The organism is Streptomyces sp. NPDC102279, assembly GCF_044766365.1.
Lineage (GTDB): Bacteria > Actinomycetota > Actinomycetes > Streptomycetales > Streptomycetaceae > Streptomyces.
Genome location: NZ_JBIWLU010000010.1, coordinates 260,578 through 286,436 on the forward strand (window position 1 = coordinate 260,578; position 25,859 = coordinate 286,436).

A 25,859-nucleotide genomic window follows, 5' to 3' on the forward strand; every position below is an offset into this window, starting at 1 on the left:
GATGACGCGCGGCCTACCGCTCAGTACATTCTCAGTAAACCCTCGTTCACTCCTCGGCTGTGCAAGCCGGTAAGGGGATCGCACCTCATGTCTGGAACGAACAGCACGACCTCGGTGATCGTCGCGGGCGCCCGGACGCCCATGGGACGGTTGCTGGGCTCGCTGAAGTCCTTCTCCGGGGCCGACCTCGGCGGATTCGCGATCAAGGCCGCCCTCGACCGTGCGGGCATCGGCGGCGACCAGGTGCAGTACGTGATCATGGGCCAGGTGCTCCAGGCCGGGGCAGGGCAGATCCCGGCACGCCAGGCCGCCGTCAAGGCGGGCATCCCCATGAGCGTCCCGGCCCTCACCATCAACAAGGTGTGCCTCTCCGGCCTCGACGCCATCGCCCTCGCGGACCAGCTGATCCGCGCCGGCGAGTTCGACGTCGTCGTCGCCGGCGGCCAGGAATCCATGACCAACGCCCCGCACCTGCTCCCGAAGTCCCGCGAGGGATACAAGTACGGTGCGATCGAGATGCTCGACGCCATGGCCCACGACGGCCTGACCGACGCCTTCGAGAACATCGCCATGGGCGAGTCCACCGAGAAGCACAACACCCGTCTCGGCATCGAGCGCCCCGCTCAGGACGAGATCGCGGCCCTCTCCCACCAGCGCGCCGCCGCCGCCCAGAAGAACGGCATCTTCGAGGCGGAGATCACCCCCGTCGAGATCCCGCAGCGCAAGGGCGAAGCCGTCGTCTTCAGCAAGGACGAGGGCATCCGCGCCGAGACCACCGCCGAGTCCCTCGGCAGGCTGCGCCCCGCCTTCACCAAGGACGGCACCATCACCGCCGGCAGCGCCTCCCAGATCTCGGACGGCGCCGCCGCCGTGGTCGTGATGAGCAAGGCCAAGGCGCTGGAGCTGGGCCTGGAGTGGATCGCCGAGATCGGCGCCCACGGCAACGTGGCGGGGCCGGACAACTCCCTCCAGTCGCAGCCCTCGAACGCGATCCTGCACGCCCTGAAGAAGGAGGGCCTGGAGGCCGGAGACCTCGACCTGATCGAGATCAACGAAGCGTTCGCGGCGGTCGCGGTCCAGTCGATGAAGGACCTCGGGGTGTCCACGGACAAGGTGAACGTGAACGGCGGCGCCATCGCCCTCGGCCACCCGATCGGCATGTCCGGGGCCCGCCTCGTCCTCCACCTCGCCCTCGAACTGAAGCGGCGCGGCGGCGGCGTCGGCGCGGCCGCGCTGTGCGGCGGCGGCGGTCAGGGTGACGCGCTGATCGTGCGGGTAGCCAAGGCCTGACACGCGTTCCACCCTGATCTCTCGTGAACGGAGCTGTGATGCAGGACGTCTCCTCGCTGGTGTCCCAAGCCAGAGAAGGGCGACCGCGGGCGGTGGCCCGGCTGATCTCCCTGGTGGAGGGGGCGGCACCGCAGCTCCGTGAGGTCATGGCGGCCCTGGCCCCGCTGACGGGCAACGCCTACGTGGTGGGGCTCACCGGGTCACCCGGCGTCGGCAAGTCCACCTCGACGTCGGCGCTGGTGACCGCCTACCGGCGGCAGGGCAAGCGGGTCGGCGTCCTCGCCGTCGACCCGTCCTCGCCGTTCTCCGGCGGCGCGCTCCTCGGCGACCGCGTCCGCATGTCCGACCACTCCTCCGACCCGGGCGTCTACATCCGCTCCATGGCGACCCGCGGCCACCTCGGCGGACTCGCCTGGGCGGCGCCGCAGGCGATCCGGGTCCTCGACGCGGCGGGCTGCGACGTGGTCCTCGTGGAGACCGTCGGCGTCGGCCAGTCGGAGGTCGAGATCGCGCGCCAGGCCGACACCTCGGTCGTCATGCTGGCCCCCGGCATGGGCGACGGCATCCAGGCCGCCAAGGCCGGAATCCTGGAGATCGGCGACGTGTACGTCGTCAACAAGGCCGACCGCGACGGCGCCGACGCCACCGCCCGCGAACTGAACCACATGCTCAGCCTCGGCGAGTCCCGCGGCCCGGGCGACTGGCGCCCCCCGATCGTCAAGACGGTCGCCGCCCGCTCCGAGGGCATCGACGAGGTCGTCGAGGCGCTGGAGAAGCACCGGGCGTGGATGGAGGAGCACGGCGTCCTCGCCGAACGCCGGCTGGCCCGGGCGTCCCAGGAGGTCGAGACGATCGCCGTGACGACCCTGCGCCGACGCATCGGCGACCTGCACGGAGACCGCCGCCTCAGCGCCCTCGCCGAACGCATCGTGGCCGGCGAACTGGACCCCTACCGCGCGGCGGACTCCCTCGTCGAGGGCCTCACGGAGAGCTGAACGACCCCCTTGGAGCGGGTTGTTCGCGCCCGCCCGACGGGACGGCCCGTTCTCTGCCTCCCGACGTCGGGGGCGGACGTGCCGACGCCGGGCCGCTGCGCCGCGAGGGTCCGGCCGCCATTCCGGCGGTGACGCGGGGGAGCCTGCCCCGACGTCCGGCCGCGGTCGCTGAGCGCCCTGCGTGCTGCCCGGCCACGATCACGGGGGGAGACCCGGTTCCGATGCCGGACCCGGCCGCCCCGAGGCGGTTCCGCGCCGGCACGCCCTCCGTGATGCGGCGCGGCCGGGAATCCCCTGGCCGACTCCCCGCGCCCGCTGTTACGTTGGCCGCATGTTCCTCCTCTTGGCATAGGGCCCGTCCAGGCCCGCGACGCACCGGCAGCACCGAGGCCGGCGTCGCGGCACTCCGGCGTCCCCTTTCCCGTCTCGCAGTTGAGGAACCACACCCATGTCCGGGTCATCCCCGCGGCCTTCGTACGCCGCGCTCCTGCGCATCCCCCACGCCCGCCGCACCTTCGCCGCCGCCCTGACCGGCCGCCTCTCGTACGGCCTCGTCTCGCTGGCCATGATGCTCACCACCACGCACGCCACCGGCTCGTACGCCGTGGCCGGCACCGTCATGGCCCTGTTCGGCGCGGCGAGCGTGTTCCTGTCGCCCGCCCGGGCGGCCCTGATCGACCGGCACGGCGCCCGCCGCGCCCTGATCCCCATGGCCTCGCTCTACGCGGGCCTGCTCACCGCCTTCGCGGTGACCGCCTGGCGGCCCGGCGCACCGGCCCTCGCCATCGGCGCGCTGGCCGTGGCCGCGGGCACCTGCACCCCGCCCCTCGGCCCCACGATGCGCACCGTGTGGAGCCAGCTGGTCCCCGACGAGAAGCTGTTGCAGCGCGCGTACAGCCTCGACGGCGTCCTGGAGGAGATCCTCTTCGTCTCCGGGCCGCTGCTCGTCGGCGCGGTCGTGCAGTGGGCGCCGCCCGCCGCGGCGGTCGCGCTGAGCGCCCTGCTGGTCTGGTCGGGAACCCTCGCGTTCGTCCTGTCCCCGGCCGTCGCCGGGGTCCGTCCGGCCACGGGGAAGGCGGCGCATTCGGGGCGGCGCAGGCCGGTCGGACGCGCCCTCGCCCGGCCCGTCGTCGTCGCGCTCGGCGTCGGCCTGTCCCTGGGCGCCGTCGACCTCCTGGTCATGGCGTTCGTCGAACAGCACCACCACCGCACCGACACCGTGGCGTGGGTGCTCGCCGCCCTGTCCCTGGGCAGCGCGCTGGGCGGCCTGCTCAACGGCGCCGTCGACTGGCGCCTGTCCCCGGGCGCACGACTGCCCCTGACGGCGGGCGGTCTGGGCCTCGCGCTCCTCGCCGCCGCCCTCGCCCCGGGCCTCGGGACCCTGACCGCGGCCGTGGCCTGTGCGGGCTTCTTCGTCGCGCCGGCCCTCACGACGTCCTACCTGGTCGCGGACGCGGCCGCCCCGCCCGGCTTCCGTACCCAGGCGGGCGCGTGGGTCAACACCGCGGTGAACGCGGGCAGTTCGGGTGGCGCGGCCGGAGTGGGCCTGCTGGTGGGCCAGATGTCCCTGGGCTGGTGCTTCGCGATCTCGGGAGCGGTGTCCCTGGCGGCGGCGCTCGTCTCCCTGCGCACCGCACCCACGGCATCCTCAGCTCCCAGGGCGTCCGCGGCCGGACGGGAGGTCACCCCGGAGGACGCCGAGCCCAGCCGCGTCTGACCGGTCGGGCGCTCGGCGGGCGCAGGACAGCAGGGCCGGGGGGGGGGGGGGGGGGGGGGGGGGGGGCGCCCCCCCCCCCCCCCCCCCCCGCCCACGGGGACGCCGTGAGGGTTACGGCGCCCCGAAGGTCAGCACCAGCTGCGGGGTGTTCTCCGCGGCCGACGCCTCACTGGACCACACCCACAGCGCGTCCGTCCCGGTGCTCGTGAGCGCCAGTCCGTAGCTGCCCCCCAGAGCGGGGGAGAGCGCCGAGGTGTCGAGTGTCGCCGAGTAGACCGTCGACAGGTCGGTGGCCCCGCTGAGGGTGCCGACCGAGGTCGAGGAAAGGGCGGGCTTGGAGGTGAAGGTGGTTCCCGCCTCCGTCCAGCTTCCGGTCACCGGCCGTACGGCGAAGTCGTCCGTGCTGCCCGCGGTGGACAGCGTGGTCGTCTTCACGGCGAGGCGCGCGCTCTTGAGCACGGTTCCGGCCGGCGCCGCCGGCAGGTCGAAGCGCAGGTACGTCTCGTACGCCGCGCTGCCGCGTACCGCCAGCGAGGTGGAGGTGCCGTAGTTGGTGCTCGCGGCACCGGCGTTGACGTACGTGTCGTCCGCCGCGCGGACGCTCTGCACGCTGTCGGCCGGGGCCGTGGCCAAGGTGTAGTGGCTCTGCACCTGGGCCGCGCTCAGCACCGACGGGTAGATCGCGGTCTCGTCGATCTGCCCGGCGAAGTAGTTGCTGGAAGGCTGGTTCGGCCACCCGTTGAGGTTGTCGCCACCGACGTGCCAGTAGCCGCTGTAGGGCTGGCTGTTGGACTCGGCGAGCGTGCCGACCTGGCTGCCGTCCACGTACAGCGCCATCCCGGAGGAACCCTGGGAGGCGACGACGTGGTGCCAGGAGCCGTCGTTGTAACCGTTGGACGAGGTGATGGTGCGGGCCGAGCCCGTCCACACGCCGAAGACCAGCCGGCCGTCGTTGCGCATGTAGACGTGCTTGTCGTAATTACCGCTGGCCCGCGTGGTGTTGTCGCCGAAGCCGACGAGCTTGCCGCCACTGGTCGTGGTCGTCTTGAACCAGGTCTCGATCGAGTACTGACTCGGCACCGTGGTGCGCTTGTCGCTGTAGACGATCTGGTCCGTGCCGTTGAACCCGATGGCGGTGGACGGACCGGTCACGGCGGCCGGAGTCTGGCGCAGCGAGGGCCCGTTGACGTGGATGCCGCTCTGGTCGCCCGGCGAGGTGTCGCCGACGAACGGAGTGGCGGACTCGTCATAGCGCCAGTACAGGTTGGCGCCGTCGTCGAGCACCTTCGCCGGGTACTTCTGGGCGGAGGTGGGCACCGTCACCGAGGCCGTGGCGGACAGCGCGGAGGCGTTGCCCGCTCCGTCGGTCGCGGTCACCCGGTAGCTGTAGGTGGAGCCGGCCGTGACGTTGGTGTCGGTGAACGACAGCTGCGGGCGCGACCACTCCACGGAGTCGCCGTCGACCGTGTACACCGGCGTGGAACCGCCGTTGCGGTAGACCTTGTACGTCAGCTTGGTGTCGTCCGTGTCGAGGCTCGCCCGCCAGCGGACGTGCGCCTCGGTCGGCTTGACCGACTCCGCGCTCGCCGACGGCACCGTCGGCGCGCCGACGTCCGGGGTCGCCGCGAAGCGCGTCAGGCCCTGGGCCGCCGAGCCGTTGACGGTGGTGAACTCGCCGCCGACCCACATGTACTTGTTGTCGGAGGTCTCGGATATCGCCATGGCGCGCGGGCCGATGCCCTCGCCGAGACCGTCGTTGGTGTCCGGGAACCAGCCCAGCTTGTTGGTGCCGGAGGTCGGCTCCGCGAGCAGGTGGTGACGGCGCCCGTCGGGGTACTCCCCGACGCTGGAGCAGTCGTGCGCGTGCGAGGCGCTGTACACGACGTCCTGGTACGACTTGACGGCCTGGGTGGCGCCCAGGCAGGTGTCGCGCCAGCGCTGGTTCAGGGTGGACAGGTCCAGCGCGATACGGCCGTCGAAGACGCCGCCGCCGGTGCCCTCGTTGCCGGTGTAGAAGCCGGTGGCGTCCGTGTCGAGCGCCTTGACCACCGAGTTGTTCTCGATGAATCCCGGGTAGGTGCGGACGTTGGCGCCCGTGCCGGAGTCGACGACCGCCAGGGCGTGCGAGTTCGAGCCGTTGACGGTGAAGAAGTCACCGCCGAGGATCACGTCGTTGCCGTCCGGGGTGACCGCGACGGCCCGGCCGGGCTCGTCGACGTCGGCCTGGAAGGGCTTGACGGCGCCGCTGGTGGCGTCGACCGCCGCGTACCGCGCGTGCGCGCTGCCACCGACCGAGGTGAAGTCGCCGCCCAGGTACACGGTGTCGTTCGTGACCGCGAGCGTCCGCACGGTGGCGGAGACGCTCGGGTGGAAGTTCGCCTTGGGCGTGCAGGTGGCGACGTCGATCGCGGCGAGGCTGCTGACCGGCGTGCCGTTGACCGCCCCGAAGTAACCGCCCGCGTACAGCGTCTTCTTGTCGGGCGAGACGGCGAGCGCACGGACCGTCGCGCTGCCGCTTCCGATCGTGAAGGACAGGTTGCAGGACGTCGGGTTGCCGGTCGCCGCGTTCAGTGCGACGAAGTTCACCGCGTTCTGCGCCGTGCCGCTGCCCCCCTCGGGCGGACGCACCTGCGAGAAGGTGCCGCCTGCGAACACGGTGCCGCCCGCCTCCGCCAGCGCCCACACGATGCCGTTGGTCTGCCAGGTCGGCAGGTCGTCGGCGGTGAAGGCGACCGGCGCGGTGAGCGCTGCGGCCGGTTGCGGCATGGCCACCAGGCCCAGGCCTGCCGCTGTGGAAAGGACAAGGGCGGCGCTGAGCCCTCTGGATCTGTGCATGAACCCCCCGGCTTCCGGGCCCGCTTGCGGACCCATTGCCTCGGCGTGCCCGGCGGCGTTTCCCCTGATCCGCACGGGCCGCATGAACTGTTTGCTCGCGAACCATACGAGTACATGACACGTCATGGAACGCACTTGACTCATCTGGTAGGAAATTTCAAGGTGTTCACGGCGTTCCCGTGACTCCCCGCATGCCCACCGGACGCGCGCGGCCTCCTTGTCGCAGGTGGCCGGCTTCCTTCGCGGGTGGCCCGCCTCAGCGGTCGATGCGCACGACGGCGCCCGCGAGCTCCTTCTCCACCTGCTGCACATCGGCGTCGACCATGATCCGCGATAGCTCCTCGACCAGGACGGTGGGCTTCCAGCCGAGCAGCTTCCGGGCCTTGGACGCGTCACCGATCAGCGCGTCGACCTCGCTGGGACGCTCGTACTTGGGGTCGTAGCGCACGTGCTCGTTCCAGTCGAGCCCGGCATGGGTGAACGCCGTCTCCACGAACTGCCGCACCGTGGCGGGGACTCCGGTGGCGACCACATAGTCCGTGGCCTCGTCGTGCTGGAGCATCCGCCACATCGCCTCGACGTACTCGGGCGCGTACCCCCAGTCGCGCACCGCGTCGAGGTTGCCCAGGTACAGGCGGTCCTGGAGGCCGGCCTTGATACGGGCGACGGCACGGGTGATCTTCCGGGTCACGAAGGTCTCGCCGCGGCGCGGGGACTCGTGGTTGAACAGGATGCCGTTGACCGCGAACATCCCGTAGGCCTCGCGGTAGTTGACCGTGGTCCAGTACGCGAAGACCTTCGCGGCGCCGTACGGGCTGCGCGGGTGGAAGGGGGTGTCCTCGTTCTGCGGGGGCGGCGTCGAGCCGAACATCTCCGAGGACGAGGCCTGGTAGATGCGGGTCTCGACCCCGCTCGCCCGGATGGCCTCCAGCAGCCGCAGCGCACCCAGACCGGTCACGTCACCGGTGTAGAGCGGCGCGTCGAACGAGACCCGCACATGCGACTGCGCGCCCAGGTTGTACACCTCGTCCGGCTGTATCTCGCGCAGCAGGTTCACCAGCGCCACCCCGTCGGAGAGGTCGGCGTGGTGCAGCACGAAGTGCCGCTCGGCCTCCTGGGGGCCCTGGTAGATGTGGTCGATCCGCTCGGTGTTGAAGCTGGACGACCGCCTCACCAGGCCGTGTACCCGGTATCCCTTCGCCAGCAGAAGCTCCGCCAGGTACGAGCCGTCCTGCCCGGTCACGCCGGTGATCAGCGCGGTCTTGGTCATGCGGTGTTCCCCTCCCTGCCGGACCCGCCCAGAGGGCCGGTCCGGTCCGTGCGCCCGCGGTGCGCGGGTCGCATGTCATGAACTACAGGAAATTTCGGCAGAGTTGCCGGTACGGGCGATCCAGCCGCGCGGCGCCTGGCATGATCCGGCATATGACCGCATCGCTCCTGCCCGAACGCGCCCGTGTCTTCGTCGCCGGCCACCGTGGCCTGGTGGGTTCCGCCGTGGCCCGCCGGCTCGCCGCCGACGGGCACGAGGTGCTCACCCGTACCCGCGCCGAACTGGACCTGCGCGACGCCGCGCGCACCGCGGCCGAACTGGCCGACCTGCGCCCCGACGCCGTGGTGCTCGCCGCCGCGAAGGTCGGCGGGATCATGGCCAACAGCACCCAGCCGGTGCAGTTCCTGGAGGAGAACCTCCAGATCCAGCTCAGCGTGATAGCCGGCTCCCACGCCGCCGGTGTGGGCCGCCTGCTCTTCCTGGGGTCGTCGTGCATCTACCCCAAGCACGCCCCCCAGCCGATCAGCGAGGACGCCCTGCTGACCGGGCCGCTGGAACCCACCAACGAGGCCTACGCCCTCGCGAAGATCGCGGGCATCGTCCAGGTGCAGTCCTACCGGCGCCAGTACGGCGCGTCCTACATCAGCGCCATGCCGACCAATCTCTACGGACCCGGCGACAACTTCGACCTGGAGACCTCGCACGTCCTGCCCGCCCTGATCCGCCGCTTCCACGAGGCCGCGGCCGAGGGGCGTGACGAGGTCACCCTGTGGGGCAGCGGCTCCCCGCGCAGGGAGTTCCTGCACGTGGACGATCTCGCCGCCGCCTGCGCCCTGCTGCTGCGCTCCTACGACGGCGACGAGCCGGTGAACGTCGGCTGCGGCAACGACCTCACCATCCGCGAACTGGCCGCGACGGTGGCCGAGGTCACCGGCTTCACCGGCAGGACGGGCTGGGACACCACGCGCCCCGACGGCACCCCGCGCAAGCTGCTCGACATCTCCCGGCTCGCGGACCTCGGCTGGAAGCCGGCGATCCCGCTGCGCGACGGCATCGCCGCCACCTACGCCCACTGGCGCGGCGGCCTCGACGGCTGACGGGCCCGACGGGCCGACGGACCCCGGCGCGCGACGCGCGCCGGGGAACTGTGCTCTCACGGGCGGCCCTCTCAGTACGCCCCGCGGCCGTCGACGACGGCGCGGAACGTGCGGGCCATGACGTCGACATCGCTGGTGAAGGACCAGTTGTCGACATAGCTGAGATCCAGCTGAACCGTTTCGTCCCAGGACAGGTCCGAGCGTCCGCTGATCTGCCACAGGCCGGTCATACCCGGCCGAACGCTGAGCCGCCGCCACTCGACGGGGGTGTAGTGCGCCACCTCGTCCGCGAGCGGAGGACGTGGACCCACCAGGGACATGTCACCCTTGAGAACGTTGACGAGCTGGGGCAGTTCGTCCAGCGAGGTGCGCCGCAGCCAGTGGCCGACCCGGGTCACCCGCGGGTCCCGGCGCATCTTGAACATCAGTCCGTCGTTGTCGTTCTCCTCGGCCAGTTCGGCCTTCAGCCGGTCGGAGCCGACCCGCATGCTGCGGAACTTCCACATCACGAAGGGTCGGCCGGACCGGCCGATGCGCTCGTGGAGGTAGAGGACCGGCCCCCGCGAGGACAGCTTCACCGCGATCGCGACCAGCAGGAGCACCGGGGCGAGCGCGAGCAGCCCCGCCAGAGCCGTGCTCCGGTCCAGCACCTCCTTGAGCAGCGGCTGCATGCCCTCCCGTACGGGCGGGGCGACGCGCAGCAGTGACATGCCGCCCGCCGATCCGGTCTCCAGGCGCTTGACGGAGACCTCCACCAGGCCGGGCGCGACGAACAGTTCGATGCCGGCGTCGTGCAGCCCCCAGGACAGCCGCCGCAGCCGCTCCCCGGAGGTCGCGGCGCCGGGCACGACCAGCACCAGGTCGGCGCCGAGCCGGTGCACCGCGCTGATCACCAGGTTGGCGTCCTCCGCCGATGCCTCCGGTGCGGTGGCGGCGAGGCGTTCCCCGGTCCTGACGCCTGAGGCGAACGGGCCCGAGCCCACCGGCACGGCACCCACCGCCACGTACGGATGGTCCGTGCGCGAGGCGAGATGGGCGGTGACATCGTCCGCCGCGGCGGCCTCGCCCACCACCAGGACCTTGATCACCGCCTGGGCGTTGCGGCGCACCGCGGCGAGGTGACGGTGAACCGCCTTGCGGCACAACAGGGTGAGCAGCAGGGCCGGCAGCAACGCCGCCAGGCACAGCGGTGCCCGCAGCCGGATCCCGGCCGAGGCGTGCACCACCGCGAGCACGCCCAGCAGGATGAACCAGTCGTGAAGAACGGGCAGGGTGCCCCGGCTCTCCCCGATGGTCCGCGCCGCGTACCGCGAGCGGAACAACTGGACTCCCGCCCAGGCGAGTCCGGCGATGATGCCGCTCGGCACGGGCCACGGCTGGCGCGCGGTGGAGAACATGACGGTGACCGGTACGCCCGCGCCGACGAGATCAGTGATCAGCGACGCGGGAAGATACCAACGGGACTTGCGTCCCATCCAAAGTGATGAGCGCGCCCGTGAGCGCGCTTTGCGTGATCTGTCGGATTCAGTGGCCTGAACATCCCACATGTACCCCCCCAGGCACATTCAGCTGCACGAGTCGCCGGATGTCGCGAACACCTATTCGTCGAACATGCGGCACGATGGTGAACAGTACGGCAAACTTGTGTGCGCATGTGAGCGTTTACGTGAACGTCACCGAGAAGTGCCGAGCTGTACGAAATGGCGCCCCGGGTCCGCCCGTTGATCTTGCGTGACGCCGGACTTCCGGAAACCCGTACGATCGTCGAAAGCGCTGGCTACAGTGTGCGCCCGGTGCGGAAGGGGCCGCGCCGGGGCGAGGTGGGGGGTACGTGGTGGGGGACAGGGACACGGCCGAGGCCGATGTGACGGGCCGGGACGCAGCGGCGGACCGGGCTGACGAGTTGGGCAGAACGGGCTCGGATGTATCCGACCCGGTGAACGAGGACGGTCGGGCGGAAGACGGTCAGGCAAAGGGAGTCGACGCCCCTCCGGCGCGTCCACGGCGCCGCAGGAGCCGTACGCGACGGGTGCTCCTCGGGGCGCTCGTGCTGTTCGGGGTGGCCCTGTTGCTGATGGGCGGAGTCGCCTGGTGGGCCGTCGACCACTACACCGGAAAGGTCGACCGCATCTCCGGGGTCTTCCCGAAGGTGCCCGCCGCGGCCCAGCCTGCCGCCTCCGACGGCGGACAGACCTTCCTGCTCGTCGGTGTCGACAGCCGCTCCGACCTGCCGACCACCGGCCGTGACGCCAAGGCGCCCGAGTGGAAGTACGGGGCCCAGCGCAGCGACACGATGATGCTGGTCCACCTTCCGGCCGACCACTCCGGCGCGTACGTCGTCTCGCTGCCCCGGGACGCGTGGGTGAACATCCCAGGACACGGCAAGGCGAAGCTCAACGCCTCCTTCTCCTGGGGCGGGCCGCCGCTCCTCATCGACACCGTCCAGCGGCTCACCAAGGTGCGCGTCGACCATCTCGCGGTCATCGACTGGGACGGGTTCAAGAAGCTCACCGACTCCGTGGGCGGCGTGAACCTCGTCGTGGACGGCGCGAGCCGCCACATGAACGGCACGCAGGCCCTGACCTATGTACGCGAGCGGCACCACCTCGCCCGCGGCGACTTCGACCGGACGCACCGTCAGCAGTACTTCCTGCGCACGCTGTTGTCGAAGGTCATGCAACCGTCCACGTTCAAGAACCCGGTCAAGGCCGGCGAGGTGCTGGACGACCTCACCGCCGCGGTGAGCGTCGACGACCGGCTCGGCGACGGCGACCTGCGCGACCTGCTCTGGGACAACAAGAAGGTCCGCCCCGGGAACATGGTCTTCATGAACGCCCCGGCCAAGGGGACCGACACCATCTCCGGCCAGTCGGTGGTCCTTCTCGACCCGACCTCCGGCGCCGATCTGTGGCGGGCGATGCGCGAGGACGCCCTCGACGTCTACCTCCAGTCCCACGACGTCGACCGGCTCGGTGCCACGACGTCCTGACCGCACGGCGATGATCACGCACGGTTGCCTCTTGGGTGACGTTCTGTCACCCAACAGGCCTGCCGTGCAGTAGAGTTCGCCCCCGGTGGCCCATCGGCGTCCGCGGAGGACACCCATGACGGATCAGCCCGCACGTCCAACGCGCCAGCACCGGAGGTCTCCCGGGAGGCGGCGGCGCACCGCGCTCGGTGCCCTGTTCGGCCTGCTTCTCATCGGAGTCGTCGCCGGCACGGGACTGGCCCTCGACCGGCAGGGCAGCGCGTCCTCCGCCGAGCGGGCGAACGCCACGGCGCTGCCCTTCGACCAGCCCTCCGCCGACGTGCTGCGGTCAAGTCCCCACCTGGTCTTCGCGCACTACTTCACGCCGTACCCGCTCTCCCTAGACAACCAGCCCGCGTCCCGGGACTACTACACCCGCAACTACCTGACACCCCAGGGCGAACAGGGCAAGCACGCGGCCTACGGCGGACTGCTGCGCGACCGGCCCGAACCCGTGACCCCGTCCACCGGTGACTGGCAACTCGCCAACCTGGAACGGGAGGTGAGGACCGCCCGGGACGCCGGGATCGACGGCTTCACCGTCGACCTCCTCTCCCTGACCGGTCCCCACCGCGAGCGGGTCGACCTGCTGCTGCGCGCCGCGCACCGCGTCGACCCCGGTTTCCGGATCGTGCTCATGCCGGACATGACCTCCCTGCACACCGATCCGCGCACGCTCGCCGACCAGTTGGCGGAGCTGGCGGCGTCACCCGCCGCGTACCGCCTGGCCGACGGACGTCTCGTGGTCTCCCCGTTCAAGGCCGAGGCCCAGGACCCCGCCTGGTGGAACCAGGTCACCGCGCGGCTGCGCCAACACGGCGTCCGTACCGCGCTCGTCCCGGTCTTCCTGAACTTCCGCGCCAACGCCGAGCGCTTCGCGCCCATCAGCCACGCCTTCTCGTCCTGGGGCAACCGCAGTTACGCCCGACAGGACAACGTCCCCGGTGACGTCCGGCTCGCCCACTCGCTCGGCAAGAAGTGGATGCAGGCCGTGTCCGTGCAGGACGCCCGGCCAAACCAGGGCGTCTACGACGAGGCCGGCAACACCGCCACCCTGCGGTCCACCTGGAACCACGCGATCTCCGACGGCGCGGACTGGGTGCAGCTCACCACCTGGAACGACTACTCCGAGGGCAGCCAGTTCGCGCCCTCGCTGCACAACGGCCACACGTACCTGGACATCTCCTCGTACTACCTCACGCGCTTCAAGACCGGCGCGTGGCCGAGGATCGTGCGCGACACCGTGTACGTCACCTCCCGCGTCCAGTTCACCGGCGGCGGTGCCGTCCAGCAGGCCCGGCTGATGCGGCCCCGCGCGGGCACGGCGAGCCCGCGCGACCAGGTGGAGCTGCTCACCTTCCTGACCGCGCCCGCCTCCGTGTCCGCACGCGTGGGCTCCGTGCCGCACGCCTATCAGGCTCCGGTCGGCGTCAACGCGCATGCCCTGCCGCTGAGTCCGGGCCGTACCCAGGTCATCGCCCGCCGCACGGGCGACACCGCGGCAGCCGTCACGACCCGCTACCCCGCCCGGCGCACGGCGACCGTGCAGGACCTGCAGTACTACGGAGTGTCGAGCGGGCGCTGACCTTCTCCGCCCCCGCCCGGTAAGGCGGTTGAGGCGGTTCATCCACGCGGGCGCAGGTCCGCCGGGAGCGCTCAGGCGGCGCCCGCCGAGCCGAACTGACACGAACTGACGGCAGGCTGCCGGACCCGCGGCCCGGCAGGCCCGACCGTGGCGACGGCCACGGCGCCAGCGTCGGCCAGTCGCAGCCCCACGTCGTCCAGCGCCTGACGGACCGCCAGCCGGAACGCGGCGAGGCGGGCCGGGCCCGGTGGCGATCTCGCGTAGGGCGCCGCCGAAGCGCGCGTGCTCGTCCACGGCCGACGTCACCGCATGCCCGAGCGGCGCCCCTCCTGCATTGGGTCCTCTCTTGCTGTTAGCGTGCAACTGCACATTGATTGCAATTATGGCGGAGGATGTTGGACATGGCGGTGTACTCGCTCCCGGAGCTTCCCTACGACTACGCGGCGCTCGAACCGGTGATCAATCCCCAGATCGTCGAGCTGCACCACGACAAGCACCACGCGGCGTACGTCAAGGGCGCGAACGACACGCTGGAGCAGCTCGCGGAGGCGCGGGACAAGGAGGCGTGGGGGTCCATCAACGGCCTGGAGAAAAGCCTGGCCTTCCATCTCTCCGGGCACATCCTGCACAGCATCTACTGGCACAACATGACGGGCGACGGCGGCGGCGAGCCGCTGGCCGCGGACGGCGTGGGCGACCTCGCGGACGCGATCACCGAGTCCTTCGGCTCCTTCGCCGGCTTCAAGGCGCAGCTCACCAAGGCCGCCGCGACCACGCAGGGTTCCGGCTGGGGCGTCCTCGCCTACGAGCCGCTGAGTGGCCGCCTGATCGTCGAGCAGGTCTACGACCACCAAGGCAATGTCGGGCAGGGCTCGACCCCGATCCTGGTCTTCGACGCCTGGGAGCACGCCTTCTACCTCCAGTACAAGAACCAGAAGGTCGACTTCATCGACGCCATGTGGGCCGTCGTCAACTGGCAGGACGTGGCCCGGCGTTACGCCGCGGCCAAGGAGCGCGGCGACAGCCTGCTGCTCACGCCCTGACGCCGCGGGCGAACCGGCGTCCCGCACGTGATCGTCTTCTCGCCGTTCGCGCGGCTGGTGGCCCATCGAGGGGCTCCCCGGGTTGGTACCCGGGGAGCCCCTCGGCCGTTCGCGCTTCGGCGCCGTTGTCAGTGGTGACCTCTAGTTTGGAGTCACTGGAAGACGGCCCGTGTGGGCCGGCCGGGCCTTTGGGGAGGGGTGTGCTGTGTCCGCTGCGCAGGCGCGGGAGACGGGGAACACGACGTATCTGGAGCTGTCCCAGGACAGCGGCGGTGCCCACAAGTTCTACGAGGTGACGGTCGAGCAGACCACCGTCTCCGTGCGGTACGGCCGGATCGGTGTGGACGGCCAGCGCCAGACCTTCAGCTTCCCCACCGCCGACAAGGCCCGGGCCGCGGCGGCGAAGAAGATAGCGGAGAAGGTCCGCAAGGGGTACGCGCCCGCGGTCCAGGGACAGCGCGCTGCGCGTTCGGTGACGCGCCGGCAGGTGACGTCGGCGCCTTCCACGGCCCGTGCCACGGCACCGGTGCTGTGGCGGTTCCGTACGGGAGCCTCGGCGTTCGGTATCCACGTCGACGAGGACCGCTGCTGGGTCGGCAACCAGCAAGGCGACGGGTACACCCTGAGCCACGCCGGCGAGGTGCTCGCGCACTACTCACTGCCCGACGGCGTCAAGTGCTTGGTGGCGGACGACTTCTGGATCTACGCCGGCTGCGACGACGGCCGGGTGTACGACCTCTCCTCGAAGATGCCGTTCGCGGCCTACGAGATAGCGGCCGAGGTCGACATCTTCTGGCTGGACATCCACGCGGGCGTGCTCAGCGTGTCCGACCGCAGGGGCGGGCTGACGGTCATCGACCACGAGGACGAGCTCCAGTGGTCGCGCAACTCCGGAGGTGACCACGCCTGGATGGTGCGCGCCGACGACCACGCCGTGTACCACGGGCACAGCCGCGGGGTGACGGCGTACGCCGCGGACGGCGCGGGCCTGCTCTGGCACACCGACACCGGCGGCAACGTGCTGTTCGGCTGGCAGGAGGAGAACGCGGTCTACGCGGGGACCGGACGGCGGCAGGTCCAGCGGCTCGCCAAGTCCACCGGCCGGGTCGAGGCCACGTATCTCTGTGACGCTCCCGTCTACTCGTGCGCCACTTCCCCCGGCGGCCAGTACGTGTTCGCGGGCGACTCGGCCTCCTCCGTCTACTGCTTCACGGCCGACGGCACCCGGCTGTGGAAGCTCGGCACCGGTGGCGGCTCCGCGCTGTCCATGCAATACCGCGACGAGCGGCTGTACATCGTCTCCACGGACGGTTCGCTCGCCTGCGTCGACGCGACGGAGAGCGCCATCCGGGCCGCCGAGTCCGGCACCGTCCCGGTCGCGGCGGACGTCAAGCTGGCGGCGGCGCTGCCTACCTACGCACCGCTGACGACCGCAGCGTCCGTCGCCACGGTCAGCGTCCTCCCCGCGCCGGGGGACGGCGTACTCGTCGAATGCGTCCAGGAGGGCGGACGCGTGCGGGTCCACGTGGTCTCGGAGGGGTACGAAACCGCCTGGAAGGTCCAGTTCCCGCGGGCGATACGCGAGCCCGGCGCTCGCTATGTGGTGGACGCGCTGCACTCCTCCGTGGGCGGCTTCTACCGGGTGCGCGGAGAGATCAGGCGCCTCGTGTGAGGAGGGGAGGCGGATCCGGTGCCTCGCCGCGATTCACCCCGTGCGAGCTGCTGGGTCCTTTTCCTGGACCCTCGTATGCTGGATGCGTGAGGCGGACTTCTTTTGCGAACTGGCCGTGTTCCATCGCGCGCACGATGGACCTCCTCGGCGACTGGTGGACTCCACTGGTGCTGCGGGAGGCCTTCTACGGGATCAAGCGGTTCGACGCGTTCCAGCAGGAGCTGGGCATCGCGCGCAACACGCTGACCGACCGGCTCCGCCGGCTCGTCGACGAGGGGCTCATGGAGAAGCGGGCCTATCAGACGGAGCCGGTGCGCCACGACTACGTGCTCACCGAGATGGGCCGCGACTTCTTCGGGGTACTGGCCGCCATGAACAGCTGGGGCAACCGCTGGCTCAGCGGTGAGCAGGGACCGCCCGTCGTCTTCCACCACGACCGCTGCGGGCACGAGAGCGAGGCGGCCGTGGTGTGCGCCGACTGCGGGGAGCCGATGACGGCTGAGGACACCCGGCCACGCCTCGGCCCCGGCTACCCGCCGCACCTGGCGGAACGGCCCGACATCCGCAGCCGCTTCACCGGCTGAGAGTCCGCTTCACCGGACGCTTCACCGACCGCGAGCCCGGTGCGCTTCCCCGCCCGACGTGCCTCTTCCCCGCCGCCCCCGGCCCGCGCGCCGGAGGCGGATTTCCTTGACAGGTCAGTTCATCTACGCAACTCTCAAGCTCAGAGCCCTGTTGGGGCAGATTTCCTGAACCTGAGAGGAAGGCCGGGCAACTCATGGAGTGGACGGGCGCGCGCTACGCGGACCAGCCGACGGTCGAGGTGCGGACACGGATCGACGCCCCACCGCCGCGGGTGTGGGAGCTGGTCTCCGACATCGGGCTCATGCCGGAACTGAGCGCAGAGCTCCAGTCGGTGCGGTGGCTCGACGACGCGACGGGCCCTTCGGTCGGTGCCCGGTTCGTGGGGCGCAGCCGGCACGAGTCGCTGGGGGAGTGGGAGACCACCTCGTACATCGTGCGGTGCGATCCGTACCGCACGTTCGCCTGGGCGGTGCAGGACCCCGAACATCCCAGCTCCGTCTGGCGGTTCGGCCTGGAGGAGAAGGACGGCGGCACCGAGCTGACCCAGTGGATGCGGATGGGGCCCGGCCGTTCGGGCCTCTGCCACGCGATCGACCGGATGCCGGACAAGGAGCAGAAGATCGTGTTCGTGCGGCTGCGGGAGTTCGAGCGGAGCATGACGGGCACCGTCGAGGCGATCCGGGAGCGCGCGGAGGACGCGGAAGGGGAGGGCGTGTGATGCGTACCTCCACGACGATCGAGGCGTCCGGCGGCGACTGGCGGGAGACCGTCGACTTCGTGGTCGAGGCCGAGAAGCTGGGGATGGACATCTGCTGGGTCGCGGAGGCCTGGGGCTCCGAAGCGCCGTCCCCCATCGGCTACTTGGCGGCACGGACCGAGCGGATCCTGCTCGGCTCCGGCATCATCCAGCTCGGCACCCGCACCCCGTCCGCCATCGCCCGCGCCGCGATCACCCTCTCCAACATCTCCGGCGGACGGTTCCTCCTCGGCCTCGGACCGTCCGGGCCCCAGGTGATCGAGGGCCTGCACGGCGTGCCGTTCGCGCGCCCGCTGACCCGGATGCGGGAGACCGTGGAGATCGTCCGGCAGGCCGTGGCGGGGGACAGGATCGACCACCAGGGACGGGAGTTCACGATCCCGCTGCCGGGTGGCGAGGCACGCCCCATGCGGCTGTCGATGCGCGCCGAACACGACCTGCCCGTCTACCTCGCCACCCTCTCGCCCAAGATGCTGCGGCTGACGGGTGAGATCGCCGACGGCTGGCTGGGCACCAGTTTCGTGCCCGAGGGGGCCAAGGAGGCGTACTTCGACCACCTGGACGCGGGTCTCGCGGCGGCGGGCCGGACCCGCTCCGACCTCGACATCTGCCAGGGCGCCGAAGTGGCGTTCGCCGAGGACGAGGACACGCTGCGCACCATGGTGGCGGGACGGAAGAAGGAACTCGCCTTCAGCCTGGGCGGGATGGGCTCCGCCACCACCAACTTCTACAACGCCGCGTACAGCAGGCAGGGCTGGGCGGACATCGCCGCCGAGGTCCACGAGCGCTGGCAGGCCGGCGACCGGGACGGCGCCGCGGGACTCGTGACCGACGAGATGGTGCTCGGCACGACCCTGATCGGCACCGAGGACATGGTCCGCGAGCGGCTCCGCGTGTGGCGTGCCGCGGGCGTCGACACCGTCCGTCTCTACCCCGCCGGCGAGACCCTCGACGCCCGGCTCGCCACGCTGGGGCGGGCACTGGACCTCGTCACCCGGCAGAACGCCGAGGCGGACGCCACCTGAGGCGAGGGGCGAGGGCGAGGGGCGGGGAGCGGAGTGTGAGGAGCGGGGGGTGCGGGCCTGCCGTCGGCGGCAGGCCCGTCGTCGTACCGTCACCCGATCGGCGGCAGCCCTCTGGCGGGGCGGGGAACGGCGGCGGAGGCTCGAATTCCCCGATGCCTCCCGCACCGGGGACGGCCAGCGGCCGACAGCGCATCGAGGTGGTCGAGCATGAGCCAGGACGCTTCGCAGCCCCCGACCCCGCCGCCCGGTGGCGGCACGGGATCGCAGCCGAGCGGCGGCGACATGCCGCTGTGGGGAGACCAGTGGTCCGGAGCGGCGCCCGCCGGCGGAGGTCTCGGGCCGCCGCCGTCGGGTGACGGCGCCTGGGTGGCCGGCGGCGTCACCTTCGCGGGTGTGCTCCTGCTGGTGAACGGCGTCCTCAACATCCTCCAGGGCATCTCCGCGATCGCCAAGGACGATGTGTACACACGCGTCGACGACTACGTGTACCGCATCAACCTCACCGGCTGGGGATGGATCCTGCTGGTCGTCGGCGTGATCGCCGCCGTCGTCGGTGCGGGCATCCTGAAGGGCGCCGCGTGGGCCCGCGTCACCGGTATCGCGCTGGCGGCGGTGAGCATGCTCTTCCACTTCATGTTCCTGCCGTACGCGCCGATCTGGTCCGTGATCATGATCGCGATCGACGTCTTCGTGATCTGGGCGCTCGCCGCCTACCGGCCCCACGGGCATCCGTCGCCGTCCCGGCCGCAGTCACCGTCGCAGTCCCCGCGACAGCCGCAGCCGCGCTGAACCGTCCCCCGCTCCGGCCGTCCCGACGTGACGGCAGCGGTGTGACGCACCCGCACCCACGAGGCCCTTCAGCCCGGTGGCCGATCCGGCGCCGGGGGAGGGGCCGGCGTAGCCGTCGTACACCACCCAGCGGACCGAGCGGAACGAGAGCGCCATGGACGACCTGATGGACCGGACACACGCCGGTCAACGGTCCGCGCGACGGCAGCCGTGTCCCGCGGCCGGCCCCGCGGAGGCGGCGTGAACGGCGACGACGCCCGGGAGATCGCCGAGCTGCGGGCCCGGGTCGCGGAACTGGAGCGGCGGCGCCCGACAGGCCAGCGGCACTGGGTGCGGCCGTTCTTCGCGGTCCTGCTGATCCTCGTCGCCGCCGTGCTCACCCCGCTCAGCGCCGTGGCGGCCTGGTCGAGCGACCTGATCGGAGACACCGACCGCTACGTGTCCACCATGAAGCCGCTCGCCTCCGACCCCGACGTCCAGGAGGCCGTCGCCGACCGGGTGACGAAGGCCGTCATGCAGCACGTCGACATCGAGTCGCTGCTCACCTCCGTCGCCCCCGCCGACCGGCCCCGCCTGACCAAGGCCCTCGGCCCGCTGAGCGGTCCGATCACCAGCGGCCTCACCGACTTCGTGCACAGCACGGCGGACAAGTTCGTCAGCAGCGACGCGTTCGCCACCCTGTGGACCGAACTCAACAGGACGGCCCACGCCTCCGTCGACAAGGCGCTCACCGGAAAGGGTGGCGGGGCCGTCAAACTCACCAACGATGCCGTCGTCATCGACCTCGCCCCCGTCGTCGACCGCGTCAAGCAGGCCCTCGTCGACAGGGGACTCGGCATCGCCGCGAAGATCCCCGAGGTGCACACCGACTTCACGGTCATGACCTCCGAGTCCATCGGCAAGGCCAAGAAGCTCTACCGGCTCCTGCAGATCGTCGGGTTCTGGCTGCCGGTGCTCACCCTGGTCCTCGCGGCCGGCGGTGTGCTCCTCGCCATCCGCAGGCGCCGCGCCCTCGTCACGGCGGCACTCGCGGTGGCCGCGGGAGCAGCCGTCCTCGGCATCGCGCTCTGGATCTTCCGGGGGATCTATCTCGACGGCCTGCCCTCGGGGGTCTCCCAGCCCGCCGCGGGCTCGGTCTTCGACACCCTCGTGCGCTTCCTGCGGACGACGGTACGCATGGTGATCACCCTCGGCATCGTCGTCGCCCTCGCCGCCTGGCTGACCGGCAGCGGCCGGGCCGCCACGCGGGTCCTTGCCGCCTGGCGGGACGGCATCGGCGCCGTGCGCAACGCGGTGGGCTTCGATCTGGGACGGGTCGGGACCTGGGTGCACCGGGCCAAGACGTGGCTCAACTGGACGGTCGTCGCGGTCGCCGCCGTCACCCTGCTCATCTGGAACTACCCCACGGCCGCCGTCACCGTCTGGATCGCCGTGGTGGCCCTGCTGGTGCTCGCCGTGGTCGAGTACCTGGACGACGAGGGGGCCCCGCACCTGACCGGCGGCACCGACACCACCGGCACCGCGGGGGGACCGGTGGCCGGTGGGGGCCCGGTCGAAATCACCTGACAGCCCTCCGAGCAGCGGGCTATGCTCCCGGCGATGACAACCCACTCCGCTGACAGATCGGAGGCCCCGTCCGCGCAAGGTGAGTGCTGATGCTCACTCGGACCGCGTACGAGGACTCTCTCCTCGCTTCCTTCTGGCCGCGCGTGCGGGACTTCGCCGTGCCGCCCTCCATGATCGAGACCGCGACCGCCCGCCGCCAATCCGGAGACTGGGCGGGGGCGTGTGCCGCGGCGGGCGTCGACACCGACCTCGACCTCCGCTCCCTGGCCCGGACCCACGGCCGTGACCTCGCATCCCAAGTCCGCTCGGACCTACGCCACTTGGCGCCCGACCTGCTGCGCTGGCACATGCCCCGCGTCGGCCCCGACGGACTGCTGCGCCCCGGCATCACCATGACGCTGGCACGCTACGACCGGGCCGCGCCCGAGGGCGGCACGCCCGTACGTTCCGACCGGGCCGCGCCCGGCCCCGTCCATCCGCTGCACCTCGTGGTCCGCACGCCACCGGCCTGGGCCGACGGCGGCCAGCGGATCAGCCTCGCGCTGTGGCAGGCGCCGAACGGCGGTTCCCGCGGCCCGTGCTTCGACGACGGAGCACGCCGGCATCCCCACGCCCGGCCCGGCCGACGCTACCGTCTCGACCTGCACCGGCACCTCTGGGACGCGCGCAGGACCGACGAGTTGCGGGTCCGGTCCGGCGCCGACGGCCTTCGGATCGCGGCCGCAGTCGCCGGGCCGGGTCTCGGATCCGGTACCGACGATGAGCGATCCGGGCTCCGGTCACGGCCCGGGTCCCGGTCCCGTGTCGATGGCGACGCGCCCTGGTCGCCGTTCTCCCCCGCTGGAGAACCTCGGTCCCCGGCAGGTCCCGACGGAGCGTGGTTCCCGTCCGGGGCCGAAGGCCTCTGGTTCCGGGCCGGCGACGACGTCTCCTCAGCCGTTGCCCGGCCGACGGACCTCGATCCGCTCGGGCTCGTGCCCGCGGAACTCGGGTGTGCCGTGGACCGGTGGGCGGCCGAGGCGGCGATCCTGCTGCGTGCCGAGGGCCGGACGACCGGACCGGTCGCCGTACGACTCGGATCCCGGTACCGGCTGCTCCTGGACGTGGACTTGGCCCTCCACCCGAACCCGAACCCGAACCCGAACCCGAACCCGAACCCGAACCCGAACCCGAACCCGGACACGGGCTCGGGCGCGGACAGGGACACGCCCCCGGCGCCGGCCCGGCAGGGACCACCCGGCCTGCGGATCGGAACGGCGCCGAAGGGCGGCGTCTCCCCGCTGCCGGTCCTGCCCGACGCGGCGACCTGGGTGCTGCCCGACCTGCACCTGCTCCGCACCGGCGCGATCGATGCCGAGCGACTGCATCCGCTGGTCGCGGCGGCCCTCGTACCCGGGCACACCCCGGTGGCCGTCCCCCGGACCCCCGACCCGGCGGCCCGCCTCCGGATCGTGGAGTGCCGGGGCGACCGGCACCGGATCGGCCTGGTCGACGGCGTCCTGCAACCGCTGGATCACGACCGGGCCGAGATCCGGCGCGAGGAACTGCTGGTCGCGCTGACCGGCACCCCCCTGCCCTGCCTCCAGGCCATCGACGAGGCGCACCGGCGTCCGCACTGTCTGTCCGGGGTCCGTGAACGCCTCCACCACGGCGACACCGCCGGCGCGCTGGCCGTCGTCGAGGGCCTGCTGGGCCCCGACGCGGTGCTGCGCGGCGGGGCGTTGCGGGACGAGCTCCTGGCGGCCGCCGAGCGCCGGATCACCTACGGACTGTTCAGGGCGGGCCTGACCGGTCCCGGCCCCGGCCGTATCCAACCGGGGTTCGCGCGGCCCCGTGACCACCGGTCCCACCCTCGCGACACAACAGGCCGTTAACCAGACCCCGTTCGCGGAGTCCGCTCCGCGACGCCACCGCCCGTCACCCGTGCCCAACCGGCCCGCGAGCACAGCCCGAAGACCACCCAACTCTCGCCGCACAGCGGTCGGCCGCGCCTCTCGGCCCGGTCCGCCGTCGGGCGATCCGCCACGAACCCCAAGGTGATCAGACATGCCCACACACATGCCGTTCCTGGAAGCCGACCTCCTCTCCGACCCGGCCGATCCGGCGGGCCCGACCCAACTCGACGTCGCGGAGACGCTGTTGTCCCTCCTCCGTGACACGGGGACCGAACCGCGCACCGACACACAGTTGGAGGCACTGACCCTCTCCGTCGCCGCCGACCTGCCCGTCCTGCTGTGGGGCGAGCCGGGGATCGGCAAGACCGCGGCGCTGACCCAGCTCGCCGAGACCCTGGACCTGCCGCTGACCACGGTGATCGCCAGCGTCCACGAACCGTCCGACTTCGCCGGGCTGCCCGTCCTCGGCGACAACCCCGCCGAACAGGGCGTCCCGATGGCTCCGCCGGACTGGGCGGTCCGTCTCGTACGGGCGGGGCGGGGGCTGCTCTTCCTCGACGAACTGTCCACGGCGCCCCCCGCCGTGCAGGCCGCCCTGCTCCGGCTGGTCCTTGAGCGGCGGATCGGCGCGCTCCAACTGCCGCCCGGCGTACGGATCGTGGCCGCCGCCAACCCGCGGTCCTCCGCGGCCGACGGCTGGGAGCTGAGCCCGCCGCTGGCCAACCGGTTCGTCCACCTCCAGTGGACCCACGACCACGAGGTCGTCGTCCGGGGCCTCGGCGGCACGTGGCCACGGGCGACCCTGCCGCGCCTGGACCCGCGGAGACTGCGCGAGGCCGTCGACTTCGCCCGGCGCGCGGTGTGCGCCCTGCTCACCGCCCGCCCCGGACTCGTCCACCGGCTGCCCAGCGGCGAGACCCGGCGGGGCGGTGCGTGGCCCTCGCCGCGGAGCTGGGAGACGACCCTGCGCCTGATCGCCTTCGCGACCGCCGCCGGCTCCTCCCGCGAGGTGCTGTCCCTGCTCGTCCGGGGCGCCGTGGGCGACGGTCCAGGACTCGAACTCCTCGCCTGCCTGGACCGGATGGACCTGCCGGACCCGGAGACACTGCTCGCCGACCCGGGGAGCGCGGAACTCCCCGAGCGGGGTGATCTGCGCCAGGCCGTTCTCGACGGGGTGGTCGCCGCGGTCCGTGAACGGCCGGACAAGGCCCGCTGGGACGCCGCCTGGGCCCTGCTCGTCCGGGCGCTCGACACCGGCGCACCGGACCTCGTGGTCGTCCCCGCGACCACGCTCGCGTCGCTGCGCGAGCAGGACTGGGACGTGCCCGCCGCCATCGAGCGGCTCGCCGGAGCGGTGACCCTGTCCCGGCGCGCGGACGACGCGGCGGCCCGCGCCGCGTCCGGCGTCAGGGCGGTGGGCCGATGACGGCGTCCGGCCCGACGGGAGGGGCCCTGGACCTCGACAAGCTCTTCGCCGCCCGCCTGCACGCCGCGCGGGCCCGCCCCTACCTCGCGACGGCACTGTTCGCCCTGCACACCGTCGAGTCGCGGCAGGTCCCCACGATGGCCGTCGACCGGCACTGGCGTTGCTACGTCTCGCCGGGCTTCGTGGACCGTACGCCCGTCGAGGACCTGGCCGGCGTCTGGGTGCACGAGGTGTCCCACCTGCTGCGCGACCACCACGGCCGCAGCGACCGCGTGGCCCGCGAACGCGGCCTGACCGGCCCTGGGGAGCGGCTGCGGATGAACATCGCCGCGGACTGCGAGATCAACGACGACGCGTTCGGCGAGGGGCTGGTCCGGCCCGAGGGAGCCGTCACGCCGCAGTTCCTGCACCTGCCGCCGGGCGAGTTGATGGAGGAGTACCTGACCCGGTTCCGGCTCGGGCCGCGCACCCAGAGCCTGGCCTGGCTGGACTGCGGCAGCGGAGCCGACGGGGGCGAACGGGACTGGGACCTGGGGCCGGACGGGGCACACGGGCTCAGCGAGCAGGAGCGCGACGCCGTCCGCTTCCGGGTCGCACAGGGCATCAACGCCCGCCCCGGCCGCGCTCCCCGGGGCTGGAAGCGGTGGGCGGAGGAGGCCTTCCATCCGCCGCAGCCCTGGCGGGAGCTGCTGGGTGCGGCGGTCCGCTCCGCCGCGTCGGGGCCCGGCTCGGGCGAGGACTACACGTACGGCCGCCCGTCGCGGCGCGCGGCCAGTCTGCCCGGCGTCGTGCTGCCGAGCCTGCGCCGCAGACCGCCTCGGGTCTTCGTGGTCATCGACACCTCCGGCTCGGTCAGTGACGCGGAACTGGGCAGCGCGCTCCTGGAGGTGTCCGCCATCTCCCGTGCCGTGGGCGGCCGTCGCGACCTCGTGACCGTGGCGGCCTGCGACGCGGCGGCCCGGGTGGCCCACCCGCTGTGCCGTGCCGAGGGGATCTCGCTGACGGGCGGTGGGGGCACGGACCTGCGCTCCGGGTTCGCCGCCGCGCTCCGGGCCCGGCCCCGTCCCGACGTCGTCGTGGTCCTGACCGACGGACAGACCCCGTGGCCGGACGCGCGCCCACCGTGCCGCACGGTCGTGGGCCTCTTCTCCCGGTACGGGGGTGACGGCTCCTGGGACGAGGACGACCCCCACTACGTCCCGGACGCGCCTCCGGCCTGGGCCCGCGTGGTCGAGATCGGCACGACGACGGGGGCGGACAGGTGAGCGCCGAGAACGCGGGGGC

General features: G+C 72.0%; 19 protein-coding genes. 16 read left to right on the plus strand and 3 right to left on the minus strand.

The features are described from left to right. Positions 1-87 precede the first annotated feature (87 nt). From ACIRQH_RS26460 to ACIRQH_RS26470, 3 genes are all read left to right on the plus strand, one after another. A complete protein-coding gene (locus ACIRQH_RS26460; RefSeq protein WP_358819409.1) occupies positions 88-1,290 on the plus strand; it encodes an acetyl-CoA C-acetyltransferase in 1,203 nt (400 codons plus the stop codon). Between the two features lie 38 nt (positions 1,291-1,328). Further along, positions 1,329-2,285: a methylmalonyl Co-A mutase-associated GTPase MeaB gene (meaB, locus tag ACIRQH_RS26465; RefSeq protein ID WP_358819446.1), complete on the plus strand. Its 957-nt coding sequence runs from the start codon at positions 1,329-1,331 to the stop codon at positions 2,283-2,285. 448 nt (positions 2,286-2,733) lie between these two features. After that, positions 2,734-4,002: an MFS transporter gene (locus tag ACIRQH_RS26470; RefSeq protein WP_388866566.1), complete on the plus strand. Its 1,269-nt coding sequence runs from the start codon at positions 2,734-2,736 to the stop codon at positions 4,000-4,002. Between the two features lie 111 nt (positions 4,003-4,113). Here the strand turns inward: ACIRQH_RS26470 and ACIRQH_RS26475 are convergent, their stop codons facing one another. Beyond that, on the minus strand, positions 4,114-6,837 hold the full coding sequence (locus ACIRQH_RS26475; RefSeq protein WP_404227113.1) for a DNRLRE domain-containing protein: 2,724 nt from the start codon (positions 6,835-6,837) through the stop codon (positions 4,114-4,116). Between the two features lie 256 nt (positions 6,838-7,093). Further along, positions 7,094-8,107 (minus strand): GDP-mannose 4,6-dehydratase, encoded by a 1,014-nt coding sequence (gene gmd, locus ACIRQH_RS26480; RefSeq protein ID WP_358818480.1) that lies wholly within the window; start codon positions 8,105-8,107, stop codon positions 7,094-7,096. A 152-nt stretch (positions 8,108-8,259) separates the two neighbouring features. Here gmd and ACIRQH_RS26485 point away from each other — a divergent pair, with 152 nt between their 5' ends. Beyond that, on the plus strand, positions 8,260-9,204 hold the full coding sequence (locus ACIRQH_RS26485; protein WP_388867495.1) for a GDP-L-fucose synthase family protein: 945 nt from the start codon (positions 8,260-8,262) through the stop codon (positions 9,202-9,204). A gap of 71 nt (positions 9,205-9,275) precedes the next feature. On the opposite strand, the gene ACIRQH_RS26490 is transcribed toward ACIRQH_RS26485, so the two are convergent. Continuing rightward, a complete protein-coding gene (locus ACIRQH_RS26490; protein WP_358818478.1) occupies positions 9,276-10,679 on the minus strand; it encodes an exopolysaccharide biosynthesis polyprenyl glycosylphosphotransferase in 1,404 nt (467 codons plus the stop codon). A gap of 554 nt (positions 10,680-11,233) precedes the next feature. On the opposite strand from ACIRQH_RS26490, the gene ACIRQH_RS26495 reads away from it, so the two are divergent. The 12 genes from ACIRQH_RS26495 to ACIRQH_RS26550 all read left to right on the plus strand — a co-directional run bounded on the left by ACIRQH_RS26495 (position 11,234) and on the right by ACIRQH_RS26550 (position 25,840). Next, positions 11,234-12,193 (plus strand): LCP family protein, encoded by a 960-nt coding sequence (locus ACIRQH_RS26495; protein WP_358818477.1) that lies wholly within the window; start codon positions 11,234-11,236, stop codon positions 12,191-12,193. 115 nt (positions 12,194-12,308) lie between these two features. Continuing rightward, positions 12,309-13,817, plus strand: a complete 1,509-nt coding sequence (locus tag ACIRQH_RS26500; RefSeq protein WP_388867489.1) for a glycoside hydrolase family 71 protein — start codon at positions 12,309-12,311, stop codon at positions 13,815-13,817. A gap of 401 nt (positions 13,818-14,218) precedes the next feature. Next, positions 14,219-14,860, plus strand: coding sequence for a superoxide dismutase (locus tag ACIRQH_RS26505; RefSeq protein WP_388867486.1), 642 nt, complete (start codon positions 14,219-14,221; stop codon positions 14,858-14,860). 205 nt (positions 14,861-15,065) lie between these two features. After that, positions 15,066-16,532 (plus strand): WGR domain-containing protein, encoded by a 1,467-nt coding sequence (locus ACIRQH_RS26510; protein ID WP_404227114.1) that lies wholly within the window; start codon positions 15,066-15,068, stop codon positions 16,530-16,532. An 86-nt stretch (positions 16,533-16,618) separates the two neighbouring features. Further along, the gene (locus tag ACIRQH_RS26515; RefSeq protein WP_404227115.1) at positions 16,619-17,116 is read left to right on the plus strand and encodes a winged helix-turn-helix transcriptional regulator; all 498 of its coding nucleotides are present in this window, start codon (positions 16,619-16,621) and stop codon (positions 17,114-17,116) included. 194 nt (positions 17,117-17,310) lie between these two features. Continuing rightward, positions 17,311-17,835: an SRPBCC family protein gene (locus ACIRQH_RS26520; protein ID WP_388867476.1), complete on the plus strand. Its 525-nt coding sequence runs from the start codon at positions 17,311-17,313 to the stop codon at positions 17,833-17,835. Next, complete coding sequence (locus ACIRQH_RS26525; protein WP_358818471.1) at positions 17,835-18,899, plus strand: LLM class flavin-dependent oxidoreductase; 1,065 nt, start codon at positions 17,835-17,837, stop codon at positions 18,897-18,899. The genes ACIRQH_RS26520 and ACIRQH_RS26525 overlap by 1 nt, the downstream gene beginning before the upstream one ends. Positions 18,900-19,106: 207 nt before the next feature. Beyond that, complete coding sequence (locus ACIRQH_RS26530; RefSeq protein WP_358818470.1) at positions 19,107-19,688, plus strand: hypothetical protein; 582 nt, start codon at positions 19,107-19,109, stop codon at positions 19,686-19,688. Positions 19,689-19,928: 240 nt separating this feature from the next. Next, positions 19,929-21,254 carry a hypothetical protein gene (locus ACIRQH_RS26535; protein ID WP_388867472.1) on the plus strand — a complete coding sequence of 442 codons (1,326 nt, stop codon included), beginning with the start codon at positions 19,929-19,931 and terminating at the stop codon, positions 21,252-21,254. An 89-nt stretch (positions 21,255-21,343) separates the two neighbouring features. After that, positions 21,344-23,128, plus strand: coding sequence for a hypothetical protein (locus ACIRQH_RS26540; RefSeq protein ID WP_388867469.1), 1,785 nt, complete (start codon positions 21,344-21,346; stop codon positions 23,126-23,128). Positions 23,129-23,300: 172 nt separating this feature from the next. Beyond that, entirely contained in the window at positions 23,301-24,575 is a 1,275-nt protein-coding gene (locus ACIRQH_RS26545; RefSeq protein WP_388867466.1) for an AAA family ATPase, read from the plus strand. Then, a complete protein-coding gene (locus tag ACIRQH_RS26550; protein WP_388867462.1) occupies positions 24,572-25,840 on the plus strand; it encodes a DUF2201 family putative metallopeptidase in 1,269 nt (422 codons plus the stop codon). The genes ACIRQH_RS26545 and ACIRQH_RS26550 overlap by 4 nt, the downstream gene beginning before the upstream one ends. Positions 25,841-25,859: the final 19 nt, after the last annotated feature.

Excerpts from the sequence above, each read along its gene's own strand:
- ACIRQH_RS26460 (WP_358819409.1), top strand. The coding sequence starts at position 88 with ATGTCTGGAACGAACAGCACGACCTCGGTGATCGTCGCGGGCGCCCGG.
- meaB (WP_358819446.1), top strand. The coding sequence starts at position 1,329 with ATGCAGGACGTCTCCTCGCTGGTGTCCCAAGCCAGAGAAGGGCGACCG.
- ACIRQH_RS26470 (WP_388866566.1), top strand. The coding sequence starts at position 2,734 with ATGTCCGGGTCATCCCCGCGGCCTTCGTACGCCGCGCTCCTGCGCATC.
- ACIRQH_RS26475 (WP_404227113.1), bottom strand. The coding sequence starts at position 6,837 with ATGCACAGATCCAGAGGGCTCAGCGCCGCCCTTGTCCTTTCCACAGCG.
- gmd (WP_358818480.1), bottom strand. The coding sequence starts at position 8,107 with ATGACCAAGACCGCGCTGATCACCGGCGTGACCGGGCAGGACGGCTCG.
- ACIRQH_RS26485 (WP_388867495.1), top strand. The coding sequence starts at position 8,260 with ATGACCGCATCGCTCCTGCCCGAACGCGCCCGTGTCTTCGTCGCCGGC.
- ACIRQH_RS26490 (WP_358818478.1), bottom strand. The coding sequence starts at position 10,679 with ATGGGACGCAAGTCCCGTTGGTATCTTCCCGCGTCGCTGATCACTGAT.
- ACIRQH_RS26500 (WP_388867489.1), top strand. The coding sequence starts at position 12,309 with ATGACGGATCAGCCCGCACGTCCAACGCGCCAGCACCGGAGGTCTCCC.
- ACIRQH_RS26505 (WP_388867486.1), top strand. The coding sequence starts at position 14,219 with ATGGCGGTGTACTCGCTCCCGGAGCTTCCCTACGACTACGCGGCGCTC.
- ACIRQH_RS26520 (WP_388867476.1), top strand. The coding sequence starts at position 17,311 with ATGGAGTGGACGGGCGCGCGCTACGCGGACCAGCCGACGGTCGAGGTG.
- ACIRQH_RS26525 (WP_358818471.1), top strand. The coding sequence starts at position 17,835 with ATGCGTACCTCCACGACGATCGAGGCGTCCGGCGGCGACTGGCGGGAG.
- ACIRQH_RS26530 (WP_358818470.1), top strand. The coding sequence starts at position 19,107 with ATGAGCCAGGACGCTTCGCAGCCCCCGACCCCGCCGCCCGGTGGCGGC.
- ACIRQH_RS26540 (WP_388867469.1), top strand. The coding sequence starts at position 21,344 with ATGCTCACTCGGACCGCGTACGAGGACTCTCTCCTCGCTTCCTTCTGG.
- ACIRQH_RS26545 (WP_388867466.1), top strand. The coding sequence starts at position 23,301 with ATGCCCACACACATGCCGTTCCTGGAAGCCGACCTCCTCTCCGACCCG.
- ACIRQH_RS26550 (WP_388867462.1), top strand. The coding sequence starts at position 24,572 with ATGACGGCGTCCGGCCCGACGGGAGGGGCCCTGGACCTCGACAAGCTC.